The 17,441-nt window shown below is 68.6% G+C and carries 10 protein-coding genes and 1 pseudogene; 4 read left to right on the top strand and 7 right to left on the bottom strand.

Translation table 11 applies throughout. The features are described from left to right. Window positions 1-578: 578 nt before the first annotated feature. Window positions 579-986, top strand: coding sequence for a pPIWI_RE_Y domain-containing protein (locus ACWCRJ_RS41450; protein ID WP_450944152.1), 408 nt, complete (start codon window positions 579-581; stop codon window positions 984-986). Window positions 987-1,200: 214 nt separating this feature from the next. Here the strand turns inward: ACWCRJ_RS41450 and ACWCRJ_RS41445 are convergent, their stop codons facing one another. Continuing rightward, the gene (locus ACWCRJ_RS41445; protein WP_450944149.1) at window positions 1,201-1,416 is read right to left on the bottom strand and encodes a hypothetical protein; all 216 of its coding nucleotides are present in this window, start codon (window positions 1,414-1,416) and stop codon (window positions 1,201-1,203) included. Window positions 1,417-1,460: 44 nt separating this feature from the next. Between ACWCRJ_RS41445 and ACWCRJ_RS41440 the strand changes: the two genes are divergently transcribed. Together ACWCRJ_RS41440 and ACWCRJ_RS41435 are read left to right on the top strand one after the other, a co-directional pair. Further along, a complete protein-coding gene (locus tag ACWCRJ_RS41440; protein WP_450944148.1) occupies window positions 1,461-2,876 on the top strand; it encodes a helix-turn-helix domain-containing protein in 1,416 nt (471 codons plus the stop codon). 3 nt (window positions 2,877-2,879) lie between these two features. Beyond that, window positions 2,880-6,719: a hypothetical protein gene (locus ACWCRJ_RS41435; protein WP_450944147.1), complete on the top strand. Its 3,840-nt coding sequence runs from the start codon at window positions 2,880-2,882 to the stop codon at window positions 6,717-6,719. Here ACWCRJ_RS41435 and ACWCRJ_RS41430 read toward each other — a convergent pair. The 6 genes and pseudogenes from ACWCRJ_RS41430 to ACWCRJ_RS41405 all read right to left on the bottom strand — a co-directional run. Continuing rightward, a pseudogene (locus tag ACWCRJ_RS41430) lies at window positions 6,709-6,960 on the bottom strand (helix-turn-helix domain-containing protein); the annotation flags it as partial. The gene ACWCRJ_RS41435 and the pseudogene ACWCRJ_RS41430 sit on opposite strands and share 11 nt — an antisense overlap. 307 nt (window positions 6,961-7,267) lie before the next feature. After that, the gene (locus ACWCRJ_RS41425; protein WP_450944146.1) at window positions 7,268-7,966 is read right to left on the bottom strand and encodes a restriction endonuclease; all 699 of its coding nucleotides are present in this window, start codon (window positions 7,964-7,966) and stop codon (window positions 7,268-7,270) included. A gap of 156 nt (window positions 7,967-8,122) precedes the next feature. Beyond that, window positions 8,123-10,381 carry a Helicase associated domain protein gene (locus tag ACWCRJ_RS41420; RefSeq protein WP_450944145.1) on the bottom strand — a complete coding sequence of 753 codons (2,259 nt, stop codon included), beginning with the start codon at window positions 10,379-10,381 and terminating at the stop codon, window positions 8,123-8,125. Window positions 10,382-10,569: 188 nt separating this feature from the next. Beyond that, window positions 10,570-13,599: an AAA family ATPase gene (locus ACWCRJ_RS41415; protein ID WP_450944144.1), complete on the bottom strand. Its 3,030-nt coding sequence runs from the start codon at window positions 13,597-13,599 to the stop codon at window positions 10,570-10,572. Further along, window positions 13,599-14,753 (bottom strand): exonuclease SbcCD subunit D, encoded by a 1,155-nt coding sequence (locus ACWCRJ_RS41410; protein ID WP_450944143.1) that lies wholly within the window; start codon window positions 14,751-14,753, stop codon window positions 13,599-13,601. The genes ACWCRJ_RS41415 and ACWCRJ_RS41410 overlap by 1 nt, the downstream gene beginning before the upstream one ends. Window positions 14,754-15,069: 316 nt before the next feature. Then, a complete protein-coding gene (locus tag ACWCRJ_RS41405) occupies window positions 15,070-15,279 on the bottom strand; it encodes a DUF6207 family protein (RefSeq protein WP_119581024.1) in 210 nt (69 codons plus the stop codon). A gap of 960 nt (window positions 15,280-16,239) precedes the next feature. Between ACWCRJ_RS41405 and ACWCRJ_RS41400 the strand changes: the two genes are divergently transcribed. Then, window positions 16,240-16,374 carry a hypothetical protein gene (locus tag ACWCRJ_RS41400; RefSeq protein ID WP_276205752.1) on the top strand — a complete coding sequence of 45 codons (135 nt, stop codon included), beginning with the start codon at window positions 16,240-16,242 and terminating at the stop codon, window positions 16,372-16,374. Window positions 16,375-17,441 lie beyond the last annotated feature (1,067 nt).

Raw genomic sequence — 17,441 nt, 5'->3', positions numbered from 1 at the left:
ATCTCTGAAGAGCCACCAGGCTCTTCAGTTGGCCTGGCGGCCAACCACGGGCCTGACGGCCCGTTAGGTAACGCGTCGTCATGCCTGACGGCATGACTGTGTGTTGACTGGGTCGGCCCTGACGGGCCGACTGGGAAGGAAGGGCGGGGCCTGGTGGCCCCGCTGTCGTGTGTTCAGGTGTCATGCCTGGCGGCATGACTTTGGGGTGCTGGGTGAATCGGTCCCTGCCCTGCCGGGCAGGTTCGGGAACCGTGCGTCTCGGCGCCTACGGCGCCGTGATGTCGTAAGGGTTTTTTAGACAGTTATCCGGTTCCCCTCTGGCGTATCTGGGCGTGTGGGCTTTGGCCCTGACGGGCCAGCAGAGCGGGGCCGTGAGACACGCCTGCCGGCGTGTCCGGTTCCCTGTAGCGCCCCGCTGCCGCGGGGGGGCGTCTTTGCCGGTTTTGAAGTGCGTTGTCAGTGGCGGCTTGTATGTTCCGGAAGCTGTTGGCCCGTTTGGAATGAGCCCCGAATGCCACTGGTGGGGCGTGGAGGGGTGATGAGCTGTTCCTGTAAGTCAACATGTTGCCGCTCAGAGGATCATTACCGCTGCTCTGCGGGCCGGAGCAGCGTGGATCAACTGGGTTGAGGAGCCTCGTGCGTGGCGGGAGCTGTCGCGTATGCACGGGGTGCTCTTGTCGAGTCTGCCGGTGGGGGCAGGCCCTTCGACTCCTGCCGAGATGATCGATCCGTTGCCCTGGGGCGAACTGCCCTCTGCCATGGGCGATTTGATTGTCCTGACGGACAACAGTGAGCCGACCGAGGATGCTTTCGAGGCGGGAATGAACTATCTGGCGGCCCTGTACGGAGACGACGGATACTTCGAACTCGGTGGGACGTGCTCCCTGCGTGGGTTCGACAGACGGCTGAGCAGACAGAGCGGGCTGCCTTTCGGCACATCCGCTCCGATGGGCAGGCCGGCTACGTGGCGGCGCGGACCATGCTGACCGAGGTGCCGTACGGCACGGAGCGCGCGTTGGTCGAGGAGTACTCGCGACGTGGCGCGGCACGGCGCGGATGGACGTGTATCGGCTTGTTCCCTCGGACCGGGTGTGGGCGGGGGCATCGTCGTGGTTGTGGCCGTGCCAGCAGTGCCGGGATTCCCCCCTCCTCACCGCTATGGTCCGCCCGCGCTGACAGCGCCCCGTCCGGCCGAGCCGTTCAGCTCCGAAGAGCGGTGCCCAGCGCGATGATGCCGCAGAGCAGGGTGAGCGCGACCGCGAAGGCGCCGCCCGCGCGGATGATGGCACCGGGCAGCGTGGCTCCGTCCCAGCGTGCGAGGAATCCGGCCGCGGCGGCTGCGACAAGTGCGACCAGGACTGCGGCGAGGACCGCGGCCGCAAGCATCCAGACCGCCGCGCCAAACTGTGTGATCATCGTTCAATCTCCCTTTTCCCGTGGGTCGTTGTCCGCAATTCACGATGCCCCCCGGTGTGTACGCTGGCGTTCGGGTGAACGCATCTGAACACCCCGGTCGGCTGCGCGGCCGGGGCCCGGAGGGTTCTGTGGCAGATTCGAACGACGCGGGGCGAGACCGGCAGGATGACCGCTCGGCGGCGGACCGGCTCCGTCGACTCCTTCGCAACCGCCGTGCTGAGCTGCGGATGACGATGATCGCACTGGCACGCCAGGCATCCCTTGGCCGCACCACGGTCAGCAAGGCGCTGAACGGACCGGAACTGATGTCGTCGGAGACCTTGGACGCGCTCGCCAAGGCCATGAGGATGAAGGTCGAGCCGCTGCACGAGCTGTATGACCGAGCGGAGGAGGAGCAGACCGATCCCCCCAGGCCGCAGCTGAAGGAGTTCTTCGACAACCTCATCGGGCAGCACACGCATCTCTTCGCCGGACGGCAGGTCGAGACCGCGCTGATCACGGCGCACATCCGGGACCGGGGCTCCGGCTACGTCTTCGTCGAGGCGAAGTCAGGCTTCGGTAAGACTTCCCTCCTTGCGGACCTCGTCCACCAGAACCCCGATTTCCACTATCATTTCATCAGCCAGGCGTACCGGGGCGGCAGCGGCTTCGATCCCACCAGCCTCGTCCACGTGCTGAACTGCCTGTGCGAGCAGCTGGATCCCGCGCACGTGCCGGGCCTCGACCCCACCAGCCTGCAGCAGCACTTCCGCGGCCTCCTCGCCCGCCAGCCCAGGAAGCAGACCGTCGTCGTCCTCGACGCCATCGACGAGCTGGCGGAAACCTCCGAGCTCGGTCCTCTGCTTCCGCACCGACTGCCACCGGGGATGACGGTCGTGCTGTCGGCCCGGTGGCTGGACGGGAGGTCCTACCTCGACGACATCGGCTTCAGGGCGGACCACCTGGGGCTTCGCGTGTCCCTTCCGGGCCTGGACCTGGCGGCGCTTGTGGAACTGCTTGGCATGGCGGGCGGCGAAGCCCTGGCGCTGGCGGCCGACGAGGACTTCGTCGCGGAGATGTACCGGGTCTCCGCGGGCGACCCGTTCTACATACGGTTCCTGGTCGACGACGCCGCGACCGGACGGCTGACACGCCAGACCGTCAAGCGCATGCCCACGGGCCTGGAAGGCTATCTCGACCAGCAGTTGGAGCAGCTGTACCGCAGCGCGCACCAAGCGGAGCACCTTCGGATTCTCTCCTACCTGCTGAAGGCCGGCACCCTTAGCGGGAGTGACCTGGTCAGGGGCGTCCCGGGCCTGGCCTGGTACAACTTCGATCCGATCATCCGCGAGATCCACCGCTTCCTGCTGGTGCAGTACCTCGACGGGCCCCTCGCCGGGCTTAACCGTCGCAGCTACAGCTTCTGCCACGACCGCTTCCGGCAGTATTTCCTGAGCCGGCTCCAGGACGGGGAGGCATAGTCGATGGGCGACTTCCTCAGCGAGATGCGGGCCCTGTGGAGCAGCGGCGAGCTCGACGCCGGCCTGTCCGCGCTCGCTCGCGACTGGCGGGCGGACCCCACCGACTACTCGATCGGGAATGCCGTCCGGTGCGCCGCCGACGAGAACCGCGGCGACGACCTCCTCGACACGCTCCTCGACCCGGAGTTCCAGCGTCTGCGGCGGCTGACGACCGGTCCGGTGGGACGCATGGACGACGGGCCGAACGCCCTCGGAGCCGACCTGCGCATCGCGCGCGACCACTTCCTGAAGAGCAGTCCCGATCTGGTCCGCTACCTGCAGGTGGTGCTCGTCCAGCAGCACCCGTTCGCCAGGCCCGGGAGCATGGAGGCGCAGCGGGCGCACTGCCAGGCCTACGCCGAGTTCCTGCAGCTCGACCTGCTGCCGGACGAGCGGTCGGCCGCCGGGCTCGACAAGGTGGTGAAGCGCCTCTTCGCCTCGAAGGCCCGCTACGGCTTTCGGCTGCGGCTCGCCGGCTACGAGCTCGGAGAGTGGACCTGCTCCTGCGGCCGGGTGACCGGGCTCGCCCGCCGGTTCGACCACCACTGCCCGTGCGGCGAGGTCGCGGGGCACGGCCGGATCCCGCACCCTCCCCCCGACTGTGCCTCGTGCGGCGAGTCCGTCTGTTACGCCGTCTGCCCCGACTGCCGCACCAGAGTGACCCTGGCCAACCTGTGGCAGGTGAGGCACGGCGGGGCGGGGCCGGACGATTTCCTCGTCCCCCTCACCGTGGACGTCCGCGTCGAGGACGAGTCGGGAGAACTCAAGGAGGAGCAGCGCCTGTTGCTGATGTGGCTGCCGCTGCCGATCGGTGTCCGCGAGCGCGACGGGACGGTCGGCTTCGACCCGCCTGCCGTCTTCTGGGCCAGCGGCCGGGCGGAGCGGGACCGGCCGGAGGTCGGCGACCGGTTCCTCGGTTTCGAGGACACGGTCGCGTACGACCGGCAGACCGGGTTTCAGCCCCCTCTGCTGGAGGCGATGCTGCGGCGCACGCTGCTGAGGCACCGTAGTGGATACGACCGGTTCACGGACCTGCTGCTGGGCCAGCTGATGCAGTGGGACGACCACGAAGGCGTGCGCCCTCACCTCTACACCCGCGGATTCTGGAACCGGCTACGGAAGGTCGCCGTGCCCGACCTCAGTCCGGGCGAGTTGGTGAGCCGGGGCACCGTCACGTTCCAGTGCACTGTCGCCGCGTCACCCAGACTACGGGGCAGGGCCGCGGTGGTCGCAAAGGACTTCGCGGCAGCGGACGATCGTGCGGTGCCCGTGCTGCACCAGGCCGGTGTCGCTCTGACGAACGGTGCGTTCCTCACCGCAAACCCCCCGTCCGTCGACACCGAACAGGCGTCAAGCCTCGATGAGTCCGGCCTGCCCGTGCCAGGTTGCTTGGTGCTGCCCGGCCAGTTGCTGGTGGGCATCGCCGCGCCCATGGGGCCGGAGACACCCCGTACGCCCGAGCAGAAACTGCTGGAGGCCATCTACCCGGGTCAGATGATGGAGGACCGGTCGCTGCGCATGCCGGGAGACCAACCGGGACACGTGCTGGACCAGTGGATCGATCCCGGCTTCCCGGCGAAGCACAGGCTCCCGGCTGCGTTGGGGCGCCGTTCAGACGCCGGGAACGGGCTGCAGACCCGGGTCACGGTGACCGTGGCCACCGAACACCGGGTACGGGACGGCGATGTCCTCACCGACGCGGACGGCGCCGATGCCGTGGTGTGCGGCCTGATCGGGAGAGCCCTACTCGAGCGGCTCGCCGCCACCGGCGCCTCGCCAGACATCGTGGTCGCACCGGACCACCCCTGGGCACCACCGCCCGGGACGCCCCTTCGCACGGTCGTGGTGAGCTTGTCCGCACAAGGTCTGGCGAGCCTCGACACGACGGCGCGCGGCGCCGGCGGGTACTCCCTGCTGAACCACCAGCCCCTTCAGGGCGACGGCGGTGCCCAGCTGGTCGAGCCCGCGGACTTCCGGTGGCTGACCGCTCACGGAGCCCGCCACCTGGCCATGGAGCTCTACGGCCCGCGGAGTGACTGTGCGGCCTGGCGCGAGAGCCTCACCACGAGGCTGGAGACGGACGGGGTCACGCCACTCGGCCCGCCCGCCAGCGGCCCCGCGAACCTGGGCGAGGCCGCGAGCCACGCCGTGCGCAGCCTCGGCTCGACGCTGCATGCCGCCCGCGTCCTCCCCACGCTGACGGCCGACCGCATCAGCCTCCAGCTGATGACCGACAACGACGTGGTGGACCAGTCGCACGGCGAGGTGCGTGACCCGGAAGGGATCAACTTCCGCACGACCCTTCCGAATCCCGGCGGTATCCACTGCCAGCGGATCTTCGGTCCCCTCCGGGACGATGTCTGTCCGTGCGGGGAACCCCGCCACCCCACGGACTCCGGGCGCACCTGCCGTGCCTGCGGGCAGGCGACCGTCCCGTCCGGCGAACGCGGCCGCCGGTTCGGCCACATCGAGCTCCCGGTGTCCGTCGTCCACGGCTGGTACCTGCACGGCCGGGCCTGCACCGAGCTGGCCCGCGCCATCGGAGTGACCGAGCACGAGCTCCGGCAGATCGCCGACTGCATGACACACGTGGTGACGGAGCCCGGGTCCACGGGCCTGCGACCCGGGCAGCTGCTGGCCGACGACGAGTTGGCGGCGCACCCCGGCAGATACGAGATCTCGACTGCCACCGGCGGCCGGGCGGTGAAGATCCTACTGCACCGGGCCTCCGGCCGTAGCCCCTCCGGTCGGTACGGCCCACCACTCGACACGGTGGCCATCCGGCGGATCCCGGTCCTGCCACCGGATCTCCGCCCGCACGTGCGCACGCTCACCGGCTACTGGGCCACCAGCGACCTCAACACCCTCTACCGGTCGGTGCTCACCCGCGCGGCCGCCTACCGCCGCCGCCAGGAGGAGGGAGCCAGCCCCAGGTACTTGGACCGCGAGCAGCGTGAACTCCAGCTGGGCGTCACGCGTCTCCTGGCCAACCGCGACTGCCCCGATCCCGCCGTGGGAAGCGAACGGCACACGCTGGTCGGCCTGTCCGACCACTTCACGCCCCGGCCGACTACCACCGGTACGCTGCGCGAGGCGCTCCTGCTCCGGGCCGTCGACTACAGCTCCCAGGCGCGGTTGGTGATCGACCACCCGTCGGCCCCCGGTACGGAACACCAGCCGGAGGCGGACCTGCCGACGGACGACCCGGGCGCCGTCGTCCTCGACCGCGGCATGGCCTTGCGGCTCCTCGGTCCCCTGGTAGTGCATGCCCTCACGTCCTCGGGAGCAGCCCTGCGGCTGCGGGACGCCCGTGCGATGGTCCGGGCGCGCTCCACGGCGGCGTTCGACTGCCTGGACGCGGTGTGCGAGCGCGCGGTGATGCTCCTCGGCCTGCCGCACGGGCCCTGGCGGCTTCTCTCCGTCCGCGTCCGGGCAGCGCACGCGTCTGCCGCACCGATCGGGTCCGGCGTCGTCGTTCCGCCTGCGCTCCTCGACCAGGTCGGCTGGGAGAATTTGGGCGAGACCGTCCGGATCTTCAGCGTCCTGTCCCAAGAGGCACGGCAGGAGGCGGACCGCTTCCTCGCCGCCGCGGCGTTGCGGCGCCGATCGGTTCCACGACAGGTCGAACCCGCCGCGGAGGGCGCGTTCTTCGACCTGCCGTGCGACGGACTCGACGGTCGCCTCGCCGACGCCGCACGGACACACGGCTCGATGCCCCTGGTACCGGACGACGCCCTGCTGCTGTGCGACCCCGCCTGGCTCACCGGCCACCGACCGGGGCCCCCGGCTGACCCAGGTAGGTGAGCAGTTTGCGGATGGCCCAGTGGGTGAAGGGCTGCCCGAGCTTGGCCGGGCGGGTGGTGGCCGTCTGGACGACGAAGTCCTCGTCGTCAGTGCTGAGCAGGAGGGGACGGCCTCCCGCCCATCGAGGGTCCAGGCAGGCCAGGCCGATCTCGTTCAACCGATGGATCAGGTCCCGGACGGTGTCCTCGTCAGCCTGGACGAGCTGGGCGATCACTGGCACCCGGTTGCCGTCGGCCGAGGACGTCGCGAACTGTTCGCCGTGAGCACCGTCGCCGAGCTTCATCTCCATCAACGCGCGTTCGATGCCGTCCAGCAGGACGACGCAGTCGACCCCGCCGGTAGGTGTACCTCTACGCGCTTTCATCTGGCTTGTCTTGCAGGGCTGGTGGGACGGATGTCGCTGTACCCAGGCCTTGCCCGGAAAAGTTCCGCGAGGAGGTTGTGCGGGCAAGGTGCGGCTTTGAAGCCGGGTGGGCCGCAGGCTTCGGGTGGCGGTCCGGGTCCTCGCTCAGACTTTCCATCTCGCCGCTCACAGTCCCGTTATGAAGTCACTTGGAGTAGGTCTGTTTCCAGCGTGATCGGTGGCTGGCTCCTCCTTGTCCACGTCCGTTGACTTCGGCCAGCGACAACAGCGGTGTCCCGTTGTTCCACAAGCCGAAGAAGTCACGGTGCAGGGTGAGGATCTGATGGCTGACAGCGAACGCCTCGGCCTGGCGGCTGAAGCGTGTGGTGGCGACGAAGATGGCCACATCGGCAGCGAAATGCACCTTTGCTCCGAGCAGATCACGTACTTCGCGGCTGGCGATCGTTCGGTGGGGTGCGTATCGCTTGCACTGGATCACCATGCTCCGGCCATCTGGCAGTCGACCGAGTACATCAGCTCCGTTGTCTCCGGTGCCGCCGACTGTGTGTACCTGTGTGCAACCGTCACGGCGGCACAACTCTGCGACCACTTCCTCGAACTGAGTTCCGGACAGGGTGTCGATCACCGCCAGAGTCCGCTGTCCCGCCGCGATCTGGTCCTGTCTTCTCCACGCGGCGTCCTTGCTGCGCAGCACCCTGTTGGTGCGCCACAGCCGCCAGGCCATCCAGCCGACTCCCACGGCGGCAAGGGCTGAGCCGATATACAGCCAGATCATGGGGCGCAGCAGAGCCAGCAGGATCAGTGCAGCGAGCGCGCCTGCTGCTGCCTTGTACCGGACGGTGCGGAGTCTGCGGGCAGTTCTGCTGTTGCGTTTGGCCGCCATGTACGCCCCCTCATGCGCCGAGCCGGATCGGTTCCTCCTTTCTGTGCAGTGTGGGCATGCCGAGCAGCTTTACCAGGTCGCGGTTCCGGCCACTGGCTTGAACTTCTCATCCTCTGCAGGCGCCGGTCGTTCTTTGAGGTAGCGGAATCGCCTTGTTTACAGGCCGAGTTCGGCCAGTGCTGCCTGTTTGTGCTGGCTGAGGCCTGAGCGGCGGCGGCGCAGGTTGCTCAGCCACTGGCCCAGGCGCACGGGGTCGCCTTCGATCTCCTCGATGTGGCGCTGAGGGACATTGAGGTGGCCTTCTCGCGTGCGGAATGCCTGTGCAGCGGCCAGTCCGCGTTGGAAGGCACGCTCTCGTGCAGGCAGGTGGCCCTCCCCGCGCGGCGCGGCGGACTTGGCAGGCAAGTCGGCGAGTCCGAGCTCCTTCAGCAGGCTCTTCTGTTCGGGATGAAGGCGGTCGGATCGGGTGCGCTGGGTCTCGAGCCACTTCTCTTCCTCGGAAGCCGTCCCGTTGTGTTCCAGGTTCTGGCGGGCGGCGTGGTAGGTCCGCTGCCAAGTGATCGGCCAGGGCGGGTTCCACCAGCGGTCCAGAGAGGTGAGGGCGGCGGCACGCTGGTCGGTGAGCGCCTCCGCGCGGGTGCGCTGGGTGGCGAGCCAGCGGCCGAGGGGGAAGCCGTCGTGGATTTCCTCTACGGGCGCGGCGAGGTGGCCGTTGTGGACGGCGTAGGCGGCGGCGTGGGCCAAGGCGCGGTCGAAGGCCTGCTGGCGGGGGTCCCAGATGATGCCGAGACGTTCGAGGGCGTGGACGCGTGCGGCGTCGAGGGTGTTCTTGGCGTGGAGGTGGCGTTGCCAGGTGAGCCAGCGCCCCAGGGGGTAGCCGTTGGGGTCTTGGTAGGCCTGTGGGACGTCGAGGTGGTGGTGGGTGTGGCGGTAGCCGCGGGCTGCGGTCAGTCCGCGGCGCCATTCGGCGCTCTTGGGGGCGAGGACGCGCAGGGTGAGGGCGAGGGCGACTTCTTCCGTCTGGGTGGGGCGGTCGAAGCGGAGCCAGGCTTCGGGGTCTTCGCCGGGCATGGTGGGGCGGTGGGTGCGGGGGTCTGACAGGCGGGCGTCGAGGCGGTCGTCGTGGGCGCGCAGGGCTTGGATGGTGCGCCACAGGGGGGTGTAGGCGTCGGCGCCGAGGAGGTCGTCGGGGTCTTCGTCGGGGGTGAGGTAGACGGGGACGACGAGGGTGGCCTTCTTGCCGGCGCCGGGTTTTTGGCGCAGGGCGCGGCCGACGGCCTGGACGGTGTCGACGGGGCTGTTCTTGGGGTCGGCGAAGACGACGGCGTCGATGTCGGGGACGTCGATGCCCTCCCCCAGGACGCGGGCGTTGGACAGGACGGCCGGGGTGTCGGGGCTGGTGTGGGAGGTGAATTCGAGGAGGAGGCGGCGGCGGACCTGGGGGGCGTGGCTGCCGCTGATCCAGTCCGCCCACAACCCCTGGGGCCGCAGTTCGGCGGGGAGGGTGGCGGCGGTGTCGGTCAGGGTGGTGGCGAAGGCGCGGGCGTCGGCGACGCGGTGGTGGAAGGTGAGGATGCGGCGCAGTTGGTGGTCGTGGATGGCGCGCAGGGCGGCGACCTGGCGGCCGGCCAGGCGTAGTCCGTCGACGCCGGCTCCGGGTCCGGTGGCGAGCCAGTCGCGCAGGTCCGTGTCGGTGACAACGGGGACGAGGATCTGGTAGTCGGCGAGCAGTCCGAGGTCGATGGCGTCGGAGAGGTTGAGGTGGTAGGCGACGGGACCAAAAAGGTGTTCGTCGTCCATGGAGGCCACTGCCTCTGCTCCGTCGCCGTCCGTGGCGTCGTCGGGGTCCCAGATGCGGGGGGTGGCGGTCAGGTAGAGGCGGCGGGCGGCCGGGATCTGGTCGTCGTGGTGGACTGCGGCCCAGGACTTGCCCAGGCGGCCCGCGGTGCGGTGGGCCTCGTCGACGACCACCAGGTCCCAGGGAGGCAGTTGGTGGTCACGGTGCGCGGTGACCACTGCGGTCAGGGAGGCGTAGGTGGCGTAGGCGGTGACCGGTCCGGGCCGGGAAGCGGTGATGAGAGCGGACAGTTCCCCCGGGTCGGTGGTGAGGGGGACGTCGGCGCCGAGCGGTTCGTGGTCGAGGGCCTGGCGTTGGGAGCACACGGCAATGGCGGTGCCCTTGCGGCCGGCCAGGCGCCAGGACCGGATCGTCTGCGACAGCAGGTCCAGCGTCGGCAGCAGCACCAGGACCCTTCCACGTGGGGCGACGCGGGCCGTGGTGCGCGCGGCGATCAGGGTCTTGCCCGTGCCGCAGGCCGCGATGACGCTCGCGCGGGGGTGCTGGGCCAGGGTCCGAGTGGCTGCGGCGACCGCTTCCTTCTGGTGGGGCCGGAGTTCGATGTCAGCTTTCGGCATGCTCTCCTGCCGTGGGGACGCGGGTGACGAGGTGCCTGGCGGGTCTTCTGCGGCCCATCATCCTCCCTGCACTGATGCCGCAGGCTCGCTGTTGGCTTGCTTCAGGCCAGTGTGGACGGGGTGAGAAGAGGTCCGGCAGGGGCTCGCTGCCGTAGGAAACGAGCCCGGTGCGGCATGGGCGGCCAGGGTCATAGGTCGGTGGAGGCCAACGGCCGCAGTGTGGAGCCGTTGCGTTGTTTCATCACGCTGAGCTGGCTGGGGATGCGGCGTCCGAGTTCGGCGACGTGGCTGACGATCCCGACCGCCCGGTTACCGGCGCGCAGCTGGTCGAGGACGTCCATCACATCCTGCAGGTTCTGCTCGTCGAGGCTGCCGAAGCCTTCGTCGATGAACAGGGTTCCCAAGGGGCGGCCGCTGGCTTCCTGGGTGACCACGTCGGCCAGACCGAGGGCCAGGGCGAGGGACGCGGTGAAGGTTTCGCCGCCGGACAGGGTGGAGGTCTCACGTTCCGTACCAGTCCAGTTGTCCAGGATCCGTAGGCCCAGTCCTGCCTTGAGACGGCCGCGTCGGCCGGCGTCCTTCTCGTCGCTGTGCACGAGGAGGTAGCGGTCCGAGGTCATGGCCTGCAGCCGGATGTTGGCTGCGTCGGCGATCTCTTCGAGGCGGGCGGCCAGGACGTACGCCTCCAGTTCCATGCTGAGTGCGTTGGCTGCGCTGGTGGCCGAGGCGATGCCTGCCAGGCGGTCGGCCAGAGCGTAGCGGGCCTGCAGGGGTTCGAGTTCGGCCAGGCGGTTTTCAAGATCGGCGACGAGTACGGTCAGGGCGGCGAAGCGGTCTCGGGCTTGCTGGGATGCGCCTGCGGTGTTCTTCATGCGTGTTTCGGCTTGCAGGAGCGCCTGGCTGGCGGCTTGCGGGTCTGCGGGGGGCTGGGCGCCAGCCTCGAGTAGGTGCGGGGTGTCCAGGGTGTCGGTGACAACGGCGTTGTCCTTGTCCCACTGCTGGAGTTCTTCTCGCCACTGTTGCAGGAGTGCGGCGGGTTGCAGTGCGGTGACGGCTTCTTCGCGTGTGGGGAATCCTGCGTCCTGGGCTGCTTCGTCGGCGGTGGTGAGGGCGTCGCGGTGGCGGTCGGCCGCGGTGGCTGTGGTCTGCGCGGCGTCGATGGCGGCTGTGAGGTGTTCCGCGCTGCCGGTGAGCTCGGTCAAGCGGTCGCCCAGAGTGGTGGCGGTGCCGCGGGCGGCGTCCAGGGCGAGGGCGATGGTGTGCTGCTGCTGTGCCAGGCCTTTGTGACGTGTCCTGCATTCGGTCAGGCGGTCCTTGGCCTCCTGGCTCTGATGGGCGCGGGTGTCACGCTCATGTTGCAGCCGGGTCAGTTCGTCTTGGGCGGAGGGCAGTTCGCCGGCCTGGTCGCAGGCGGTCTGGTGGGCTGTGCGAGCGGCCTGAAGTTGGAGTTCAAGCTGGTCGGGCGGGGTTGACCCGGCTGTTCCGAGCGCCTGTGCGTGCTGCTCGGCGAGGTCGCTGCGGGCGCGGGCGGCCCGGCTGTGCGCGGCCTCGGCCCGTTCATGGACGGTGCGGGCCTTCTCCTCGTCTTCGCGCGTGGGCTGGTCGGGCCGAAGCTGTGCCGGGGCGGGGTGGACGGCTGAGCCGCACACCGAGCAGGCTTCTCCGTCCGTGAGTTCGGCGGCCAGTTCACCGGCCATGCCGTCCAGGCGGCGTTCGCGCAGGTCGAGCCAGTCCTTCTTGGCGTGCAATGCCTCCGCTTCACGTTTGGTCTCGCTCTCATCGGCTGTGGCCAGCCGGGCGGCGAGACTGTCGCGGGTGCGGGCTGCTGTGAGCTGTGTGTCCAGGGCCTGGATGTCACGCTCGAGCTGGGGGATCTGGTCGGCTGCCTTGACCATGGCCTCCACGCGGCCGGTGTACTCGGTCTGCAGGGCGGGCCATTCCTCCAGCCACTGTGCGGCCTCGTCGTGATCGGCTTGGGCCTGTTCTTCCTTCTTGTTCAGCTCCCTCATCTCGGCGCCGAGTTGGGTGTGGCGTTCCTCGTCGGGCAGGAGACCTTGGAGGCGGCCTCGCTCGGCGTGGTGTTGTTCGAGGGCCAGCTGCAGCTGAGGAATCTCGGCGTGGGTGTGGGCGGCCGGCAGCGGGGTGCGAGCGGTGTGCTCCGCGGTCTGGGCCTTTTGGAGTGCAAGAGCGCTGCGTTCAAGGCTCTCCAGCAAAGGGCGTAGCGCTTCGGCGCGTTGGCCTTTCTCGAGCAGTTCACGCAGGCGCGGGTGTTCGGCGGCTTTCTCGTCTAGGGCGGCGCGCTTTAGGAGGAGCTGGCTGCGCTGGCGCTGGTGGGTGTCGAGGTCGACGGCGCGCTGGTGGTCCTGTTTGGCCCTCTGGTGGGCTTCGTCGCTGTGCTCCTCGTCTGCCAGAGCGGCGGTCTGGGCAGCGCGGGCGCGGGTGAGCAGCTCTTGGGCCCAGGAGTGAGCAGCAGTGGGGTGTTCGGCGTCGGGGCGGGCGGGTCGGTCCGAGGCGGGGCCGGCTTCCTGGAGGGCTGGGCCGGCTTCTTGGTCGATGCGTTCGCTGAGCTGCTGTACTGCTGTGGCGACCTCGTCGAGGTCTTTCTTCGTGGTCTTGCTGCGCGTGGTGAGCCAGGTTTGCAGCTCTTGGAATCGGCCGGTGTCAAAAAGCCTGCGGAGCAGGGTGGCGCGGTCTTTGGCGTCGGCCCGCAGGAATTTCGCGAAGTCTCCCTGAGGCAGGAGGACGACCTGGCAGAACTGTTCCTTGGACAGTCCCAGCGCCGCCTCGATCTCTCGGCTGGCGTCTTCGTGTCTGGCGCTGACCGGCTCCCAGGCGGCGGAGCCGTCCGCGGTGCCGGTCTGTTCGTGCAGCTGGACGGTGGCTTCGGCAGTGGCGGTGCCGGTCTTGGCGCGTGTGCTGGGATAGGTCTGCTTGGGTGTCCGTGTGATTCTCAGGCGGCGTCCGGCTGCGGTGAACTCGAGGACGACTTTGGTGCGTGTGTCTACGGGGGCGTGGTCGCTGCGCAGCCGGTGGGTTGGGCGGATGCCGGGCACGGTGCCGTAGAGGGCGAAGCAGACGGCGTCCAGGATGCTGGTCTTTCCGGCGCCGGTGTCGCCGCGCAGCAGGAATAGGCCCGCGCTGGTCAGGGCATCGAAGTCGACGTCTTCGGTGCGGGCGAACGGGCCGAATGCCTGGACGGTCAGATGGTGGAGATACATCAGTTGGCCTCTCGCGCGGCGGCTTGGGTTCGGACGCCTTCCAAGCCCTCGTGCAGCAGGTCCTGCTCCGCGCGGGTGGCCGTGATGCCGCTGACGTGGTGGAGGAATCCCAGGGTGATCTCGTGGTCGGTGCGGCCCTGGACACGGGAGCGGTAGGACTCGCCCCCGGGCTGACGCTCGTGAGAGAAGCTCAACTTCAAGGCGTGGGGGAAGCGTTGCTGCAGGCGCTCCATGGCCATGTGCGGCCGGTCGGGATCGGTGAGGGTGATGTGCAGCCAGCATGTTTCGTACTCGGTGTACTCGGGGCTGGTCAGCAGGTCCTGCAGGGTGCCGGTCATCTGGCGCAGGCGGCGCGGGACAGGGCAGAGGATCTTGCGTGCCGTGAGGGAGGCGTCGGCACCCAGGTCGACCAGCCACATGGCCTTGGGGTGCTCTGCTTCAGAAAAGGAGTAGGCCAGCGGGGATCCGCTGTAGCGGATGCGCTCGCTGATCTTCTGGCAGCGGTGCAGGTGCCCCAGCGCCACGTAGTCCACCCCGGTGAAGACTGAGGCGGAGACTGACGGAACGCCGCCGGCGGTGATGTCGCGCTCGCTGTCGCTGGTGTCCGCGCCGGTGACGAACGCGTGGGCGAGGACCACTGATCGGGTGCCGGAAGGCTGGGCTGCCAGGTCGGCCCGGACCTGGTCCATGGCCGCGCTGAGTACCGCATGATGGCTGGCGCCTTCTGCGCCGAAGTGGGCGTGGACGAGGCCGGGTTCGAGGTAGGGAAGGCCGTATAACGCCACGGGTCCGTGGTTGTCCTGCAGGACGACCGGACGGGCGCAGTCTTCTACGCCGGTGCGCAGATGGATCCCGGCGTGCTCGATCAGACGGGCGTTGACCCCCAGTCGGCGGGGGGAGTCGTGGTTGCCGCTGATCATGACGAGCGGGACCCGAAGGGCGGCGAGTTCTTCGAGGACCCATTTGAACAGGTCTATCGCGTCCAGCGGTGGGATGGCGCGGTCGAAGACGTCGCCCGCGACGGCGACAGCCTCGACGTGTTCTCGCCGCACCGTGTCCAGCAGATGCTCCAGGAAGGCACGTTGCTCAGCGAGCAGCGGGACTCGGTGCAGCTGGCGGCCCAGGTGCCAGTCCGAGGTGTGCAGGATCCTCATGAGCACAGACCGTAACCATGGAGGTGGCAGGTGCGGGCGGTTTTCCCGATAAACGGTCATGTTTGAGGTGGCATCGTGACAGATGGAGCCCAGGGTTGCCGACGAGCGGGCCTTCCCGCTCGCCGGGCACCCCGGCGCTGCGTGTGCAGGAGTTCAGGTTCTCCTCTCGAGCCGGAGCGGGCTCCTGGCCGTCTCGCCGGCGTCCCGGCAGAGAGTCCGGCGCACATGCCGACGGACGGGACGTCATCCATGGCGCCTCCGCGGCCGTGCGATGCATCCCGTCCCGCAGACGGGGTGTCACGGCCCGCTCCGGGGTCTATGAGCCGAGCGGCTGACGCAGATCCAGGTAGCAGCGCAGCCGTACACCGGGCTGGCCCGGGTCGCGCGTGACACGGTCTGCGGTCGCCGTCGCCCACTGGGCGGCGAGAGCCTCCTGGAGGGCGAGCGCGGTCGTGGCGTCGGCGGCCGTGATGTCGACGACGGCCAACCCGGGCTCCTGTACATGCACTTCGTTGATCGGGTTCACGTACGGCACTACGTCCTGGCGGCGGGCAGGGTTTCGCTGATGCGTCAGCATCAGCCGTCCGTGTAGCGGCTGCCCCAGCTCCGTTCCTGCGCCAGGTCCTCCAAGGCGTGCTGCAGTTCACACGCCCTGGCGGCATCAACGGGGGAACAGGCAGGGGCAGTTCGCTGTTCTTGTGTACGTGGCTGCGGAGGGGACAGCGTCCCCGGGCCTCACCTATAGCCCATGGGGACGATCGTTCGGCTGAAGCCCCATGGAGCACTTCGCCGAGAGGCGACCGCCCTCCGCACGCCACCACCCACGGCCCCGGCTGGCCTCCCCCGTCCAGCCGGGGCTTTCTGCTGCCCGGTTCCCGCGCCCGCGCCGCGACTGGAGCAGGAACCGTGATCCCGCCGCGGCGTATGTCTGCCCGCGAGTACCCTCCAATCTGCGGGACTGGCACGGGAGGCGGGGGACCCTGAACTGGAGGTGCACGAGGCGCTGGAGGTGCTGCGGTCGACCGCTGGCGCGGCTGACGTTGTAGCGCTGGGCCAGGTCGGACTCAGCGAGACGTGGTGGAGGGGTTGGAGTGGTCCCAATCACCGCCGCTGGGAAGCCCTGCAGGACCCTCAAGGGAGTGCCCATGCTGGGGGGTGCACTTCACCCCCGATGGCCTGGCTACGTAGGAGCCTCCGGAGTCGTGCATTCCGTTTAGCGCAAGGTGTAGATGCCACTAACTGGCATCCACCATGGTGGAATAGGGCCCTGAGCTGCGGTTTCATTAATTGCCACTTATTGGGGCTACCTCGTTAGGGGACCTAATCCTCATTGCGTCCGCAATAAAGAATCTGGCCTAGGCCGAAGCGAGGCGCGGAACGCCTCTAGAGTGCGCCGTGGAGTACCGCTCGTGATGGTATTGTTCCCTATACTTCCTCGGCTGCCGGGTGGACGCCAGCTGGTTTCATCCAGCGAGAGGAGGTAGGTGTGAGCATCGGCACCGGTTCCCAGGACGGGGACAAGGAGTCGGTGTGGGCGAAGCTGCTTCGCCGGTCCGCTGACGCGGCCCGGTTGGCGGGGGCCTTGCTTCAGGCCGTCTGGTACGGCACGAAGATCTGGTGACCTGCACCTAGATGCAGAGATGGGCCCTACCCTGTCGCGAAGGGCGGGCCCATCTGCAGTCCGACACCGGTGTGGTACCTGCGCCCCGCGTTGTGCTTGATAGAGCCGCGTGGGGCGCAGCCATGTGGACTGTTGACAACCAACTCAAGGTTGTGCGGTCACGATACCACGTCTGGCAATTATTCGGTGGAAGCTCCCGAATTTGAAATCGCGTCGCCGATTCCTCCCACTGCAGGAATTTTCCCGCGAACCAAATTCATACTGAGCACCAAATCTGAACCCTCCTGACATGCGATGCCAGGTAGCAGATTCAAAATTTCCCCGCAGTCCGCAGGACACTGCAAATCACTTTCACCGCATCGAAAAAGCGAGGATTTCAGTCCCCCGGAGGGATCACATTCGCGGCTCTGAAACCGGTCTCCGGCAACGGCCCTGGACGCCTCTCGGATAACGGGCCAGGCCGGCGCAGCGTCGCACGAGGGCGTCGCGACGGGCCGTCGTGCAAGGAGGACAACGGCGACGGCGCGGGGGTCAACGCCTCCGGGTCCGCGGGTGTTGAGTCGGTCAACTCCGGGGGGTGCCCGCAGGATGACCGCTTCTGTCGACGACGGTGCACGGTGTGTAGACGACGGCCCGTCGGCAGTGGGCCGGTTGGCTACGACGCTGGTCAGACCGCTGGAACAGTCGGTCAACTGAGGGAGGTTGCCTGCCGGATTCACTGGGGTGGCCGCATCTTCCGACGAGGAGTGCATGGCGTGTAGACGACGCCCGGTCGCCGGTATACAAGCGGCGACGACGCTGGTCAGAGTCGCTGGAACGGGAGGCACACAACGGGGGCAAACGCCCGTTGTGTGCCTCCCCAACGCGCGTTTGCCTGGGGCCACGGTCAGGCAGGCCCGTTATCCGGAAGCGCCGACGGGTGGGCTCGCCTGTCGGCCGAACGGTGGACGTGGCGTAACCCGAAGCCCTCAGGATCGTTCAGGGACGTCTCGCCCGGTGACCTATTGGTGCTCGTCAGCCATGGGTTTTTGCCCACCTGCAGGTGCCGAAAGACGTGTCCGGTGATT

This window comes from Streptomyces sp. NPDC002324 (assembly GCF_053593335.1).
The sequence above is the reverse complement of the archived record's forward strand: the minus strand, read 5'-3'. Positions and strand labels throughout refer to the sequence as shown.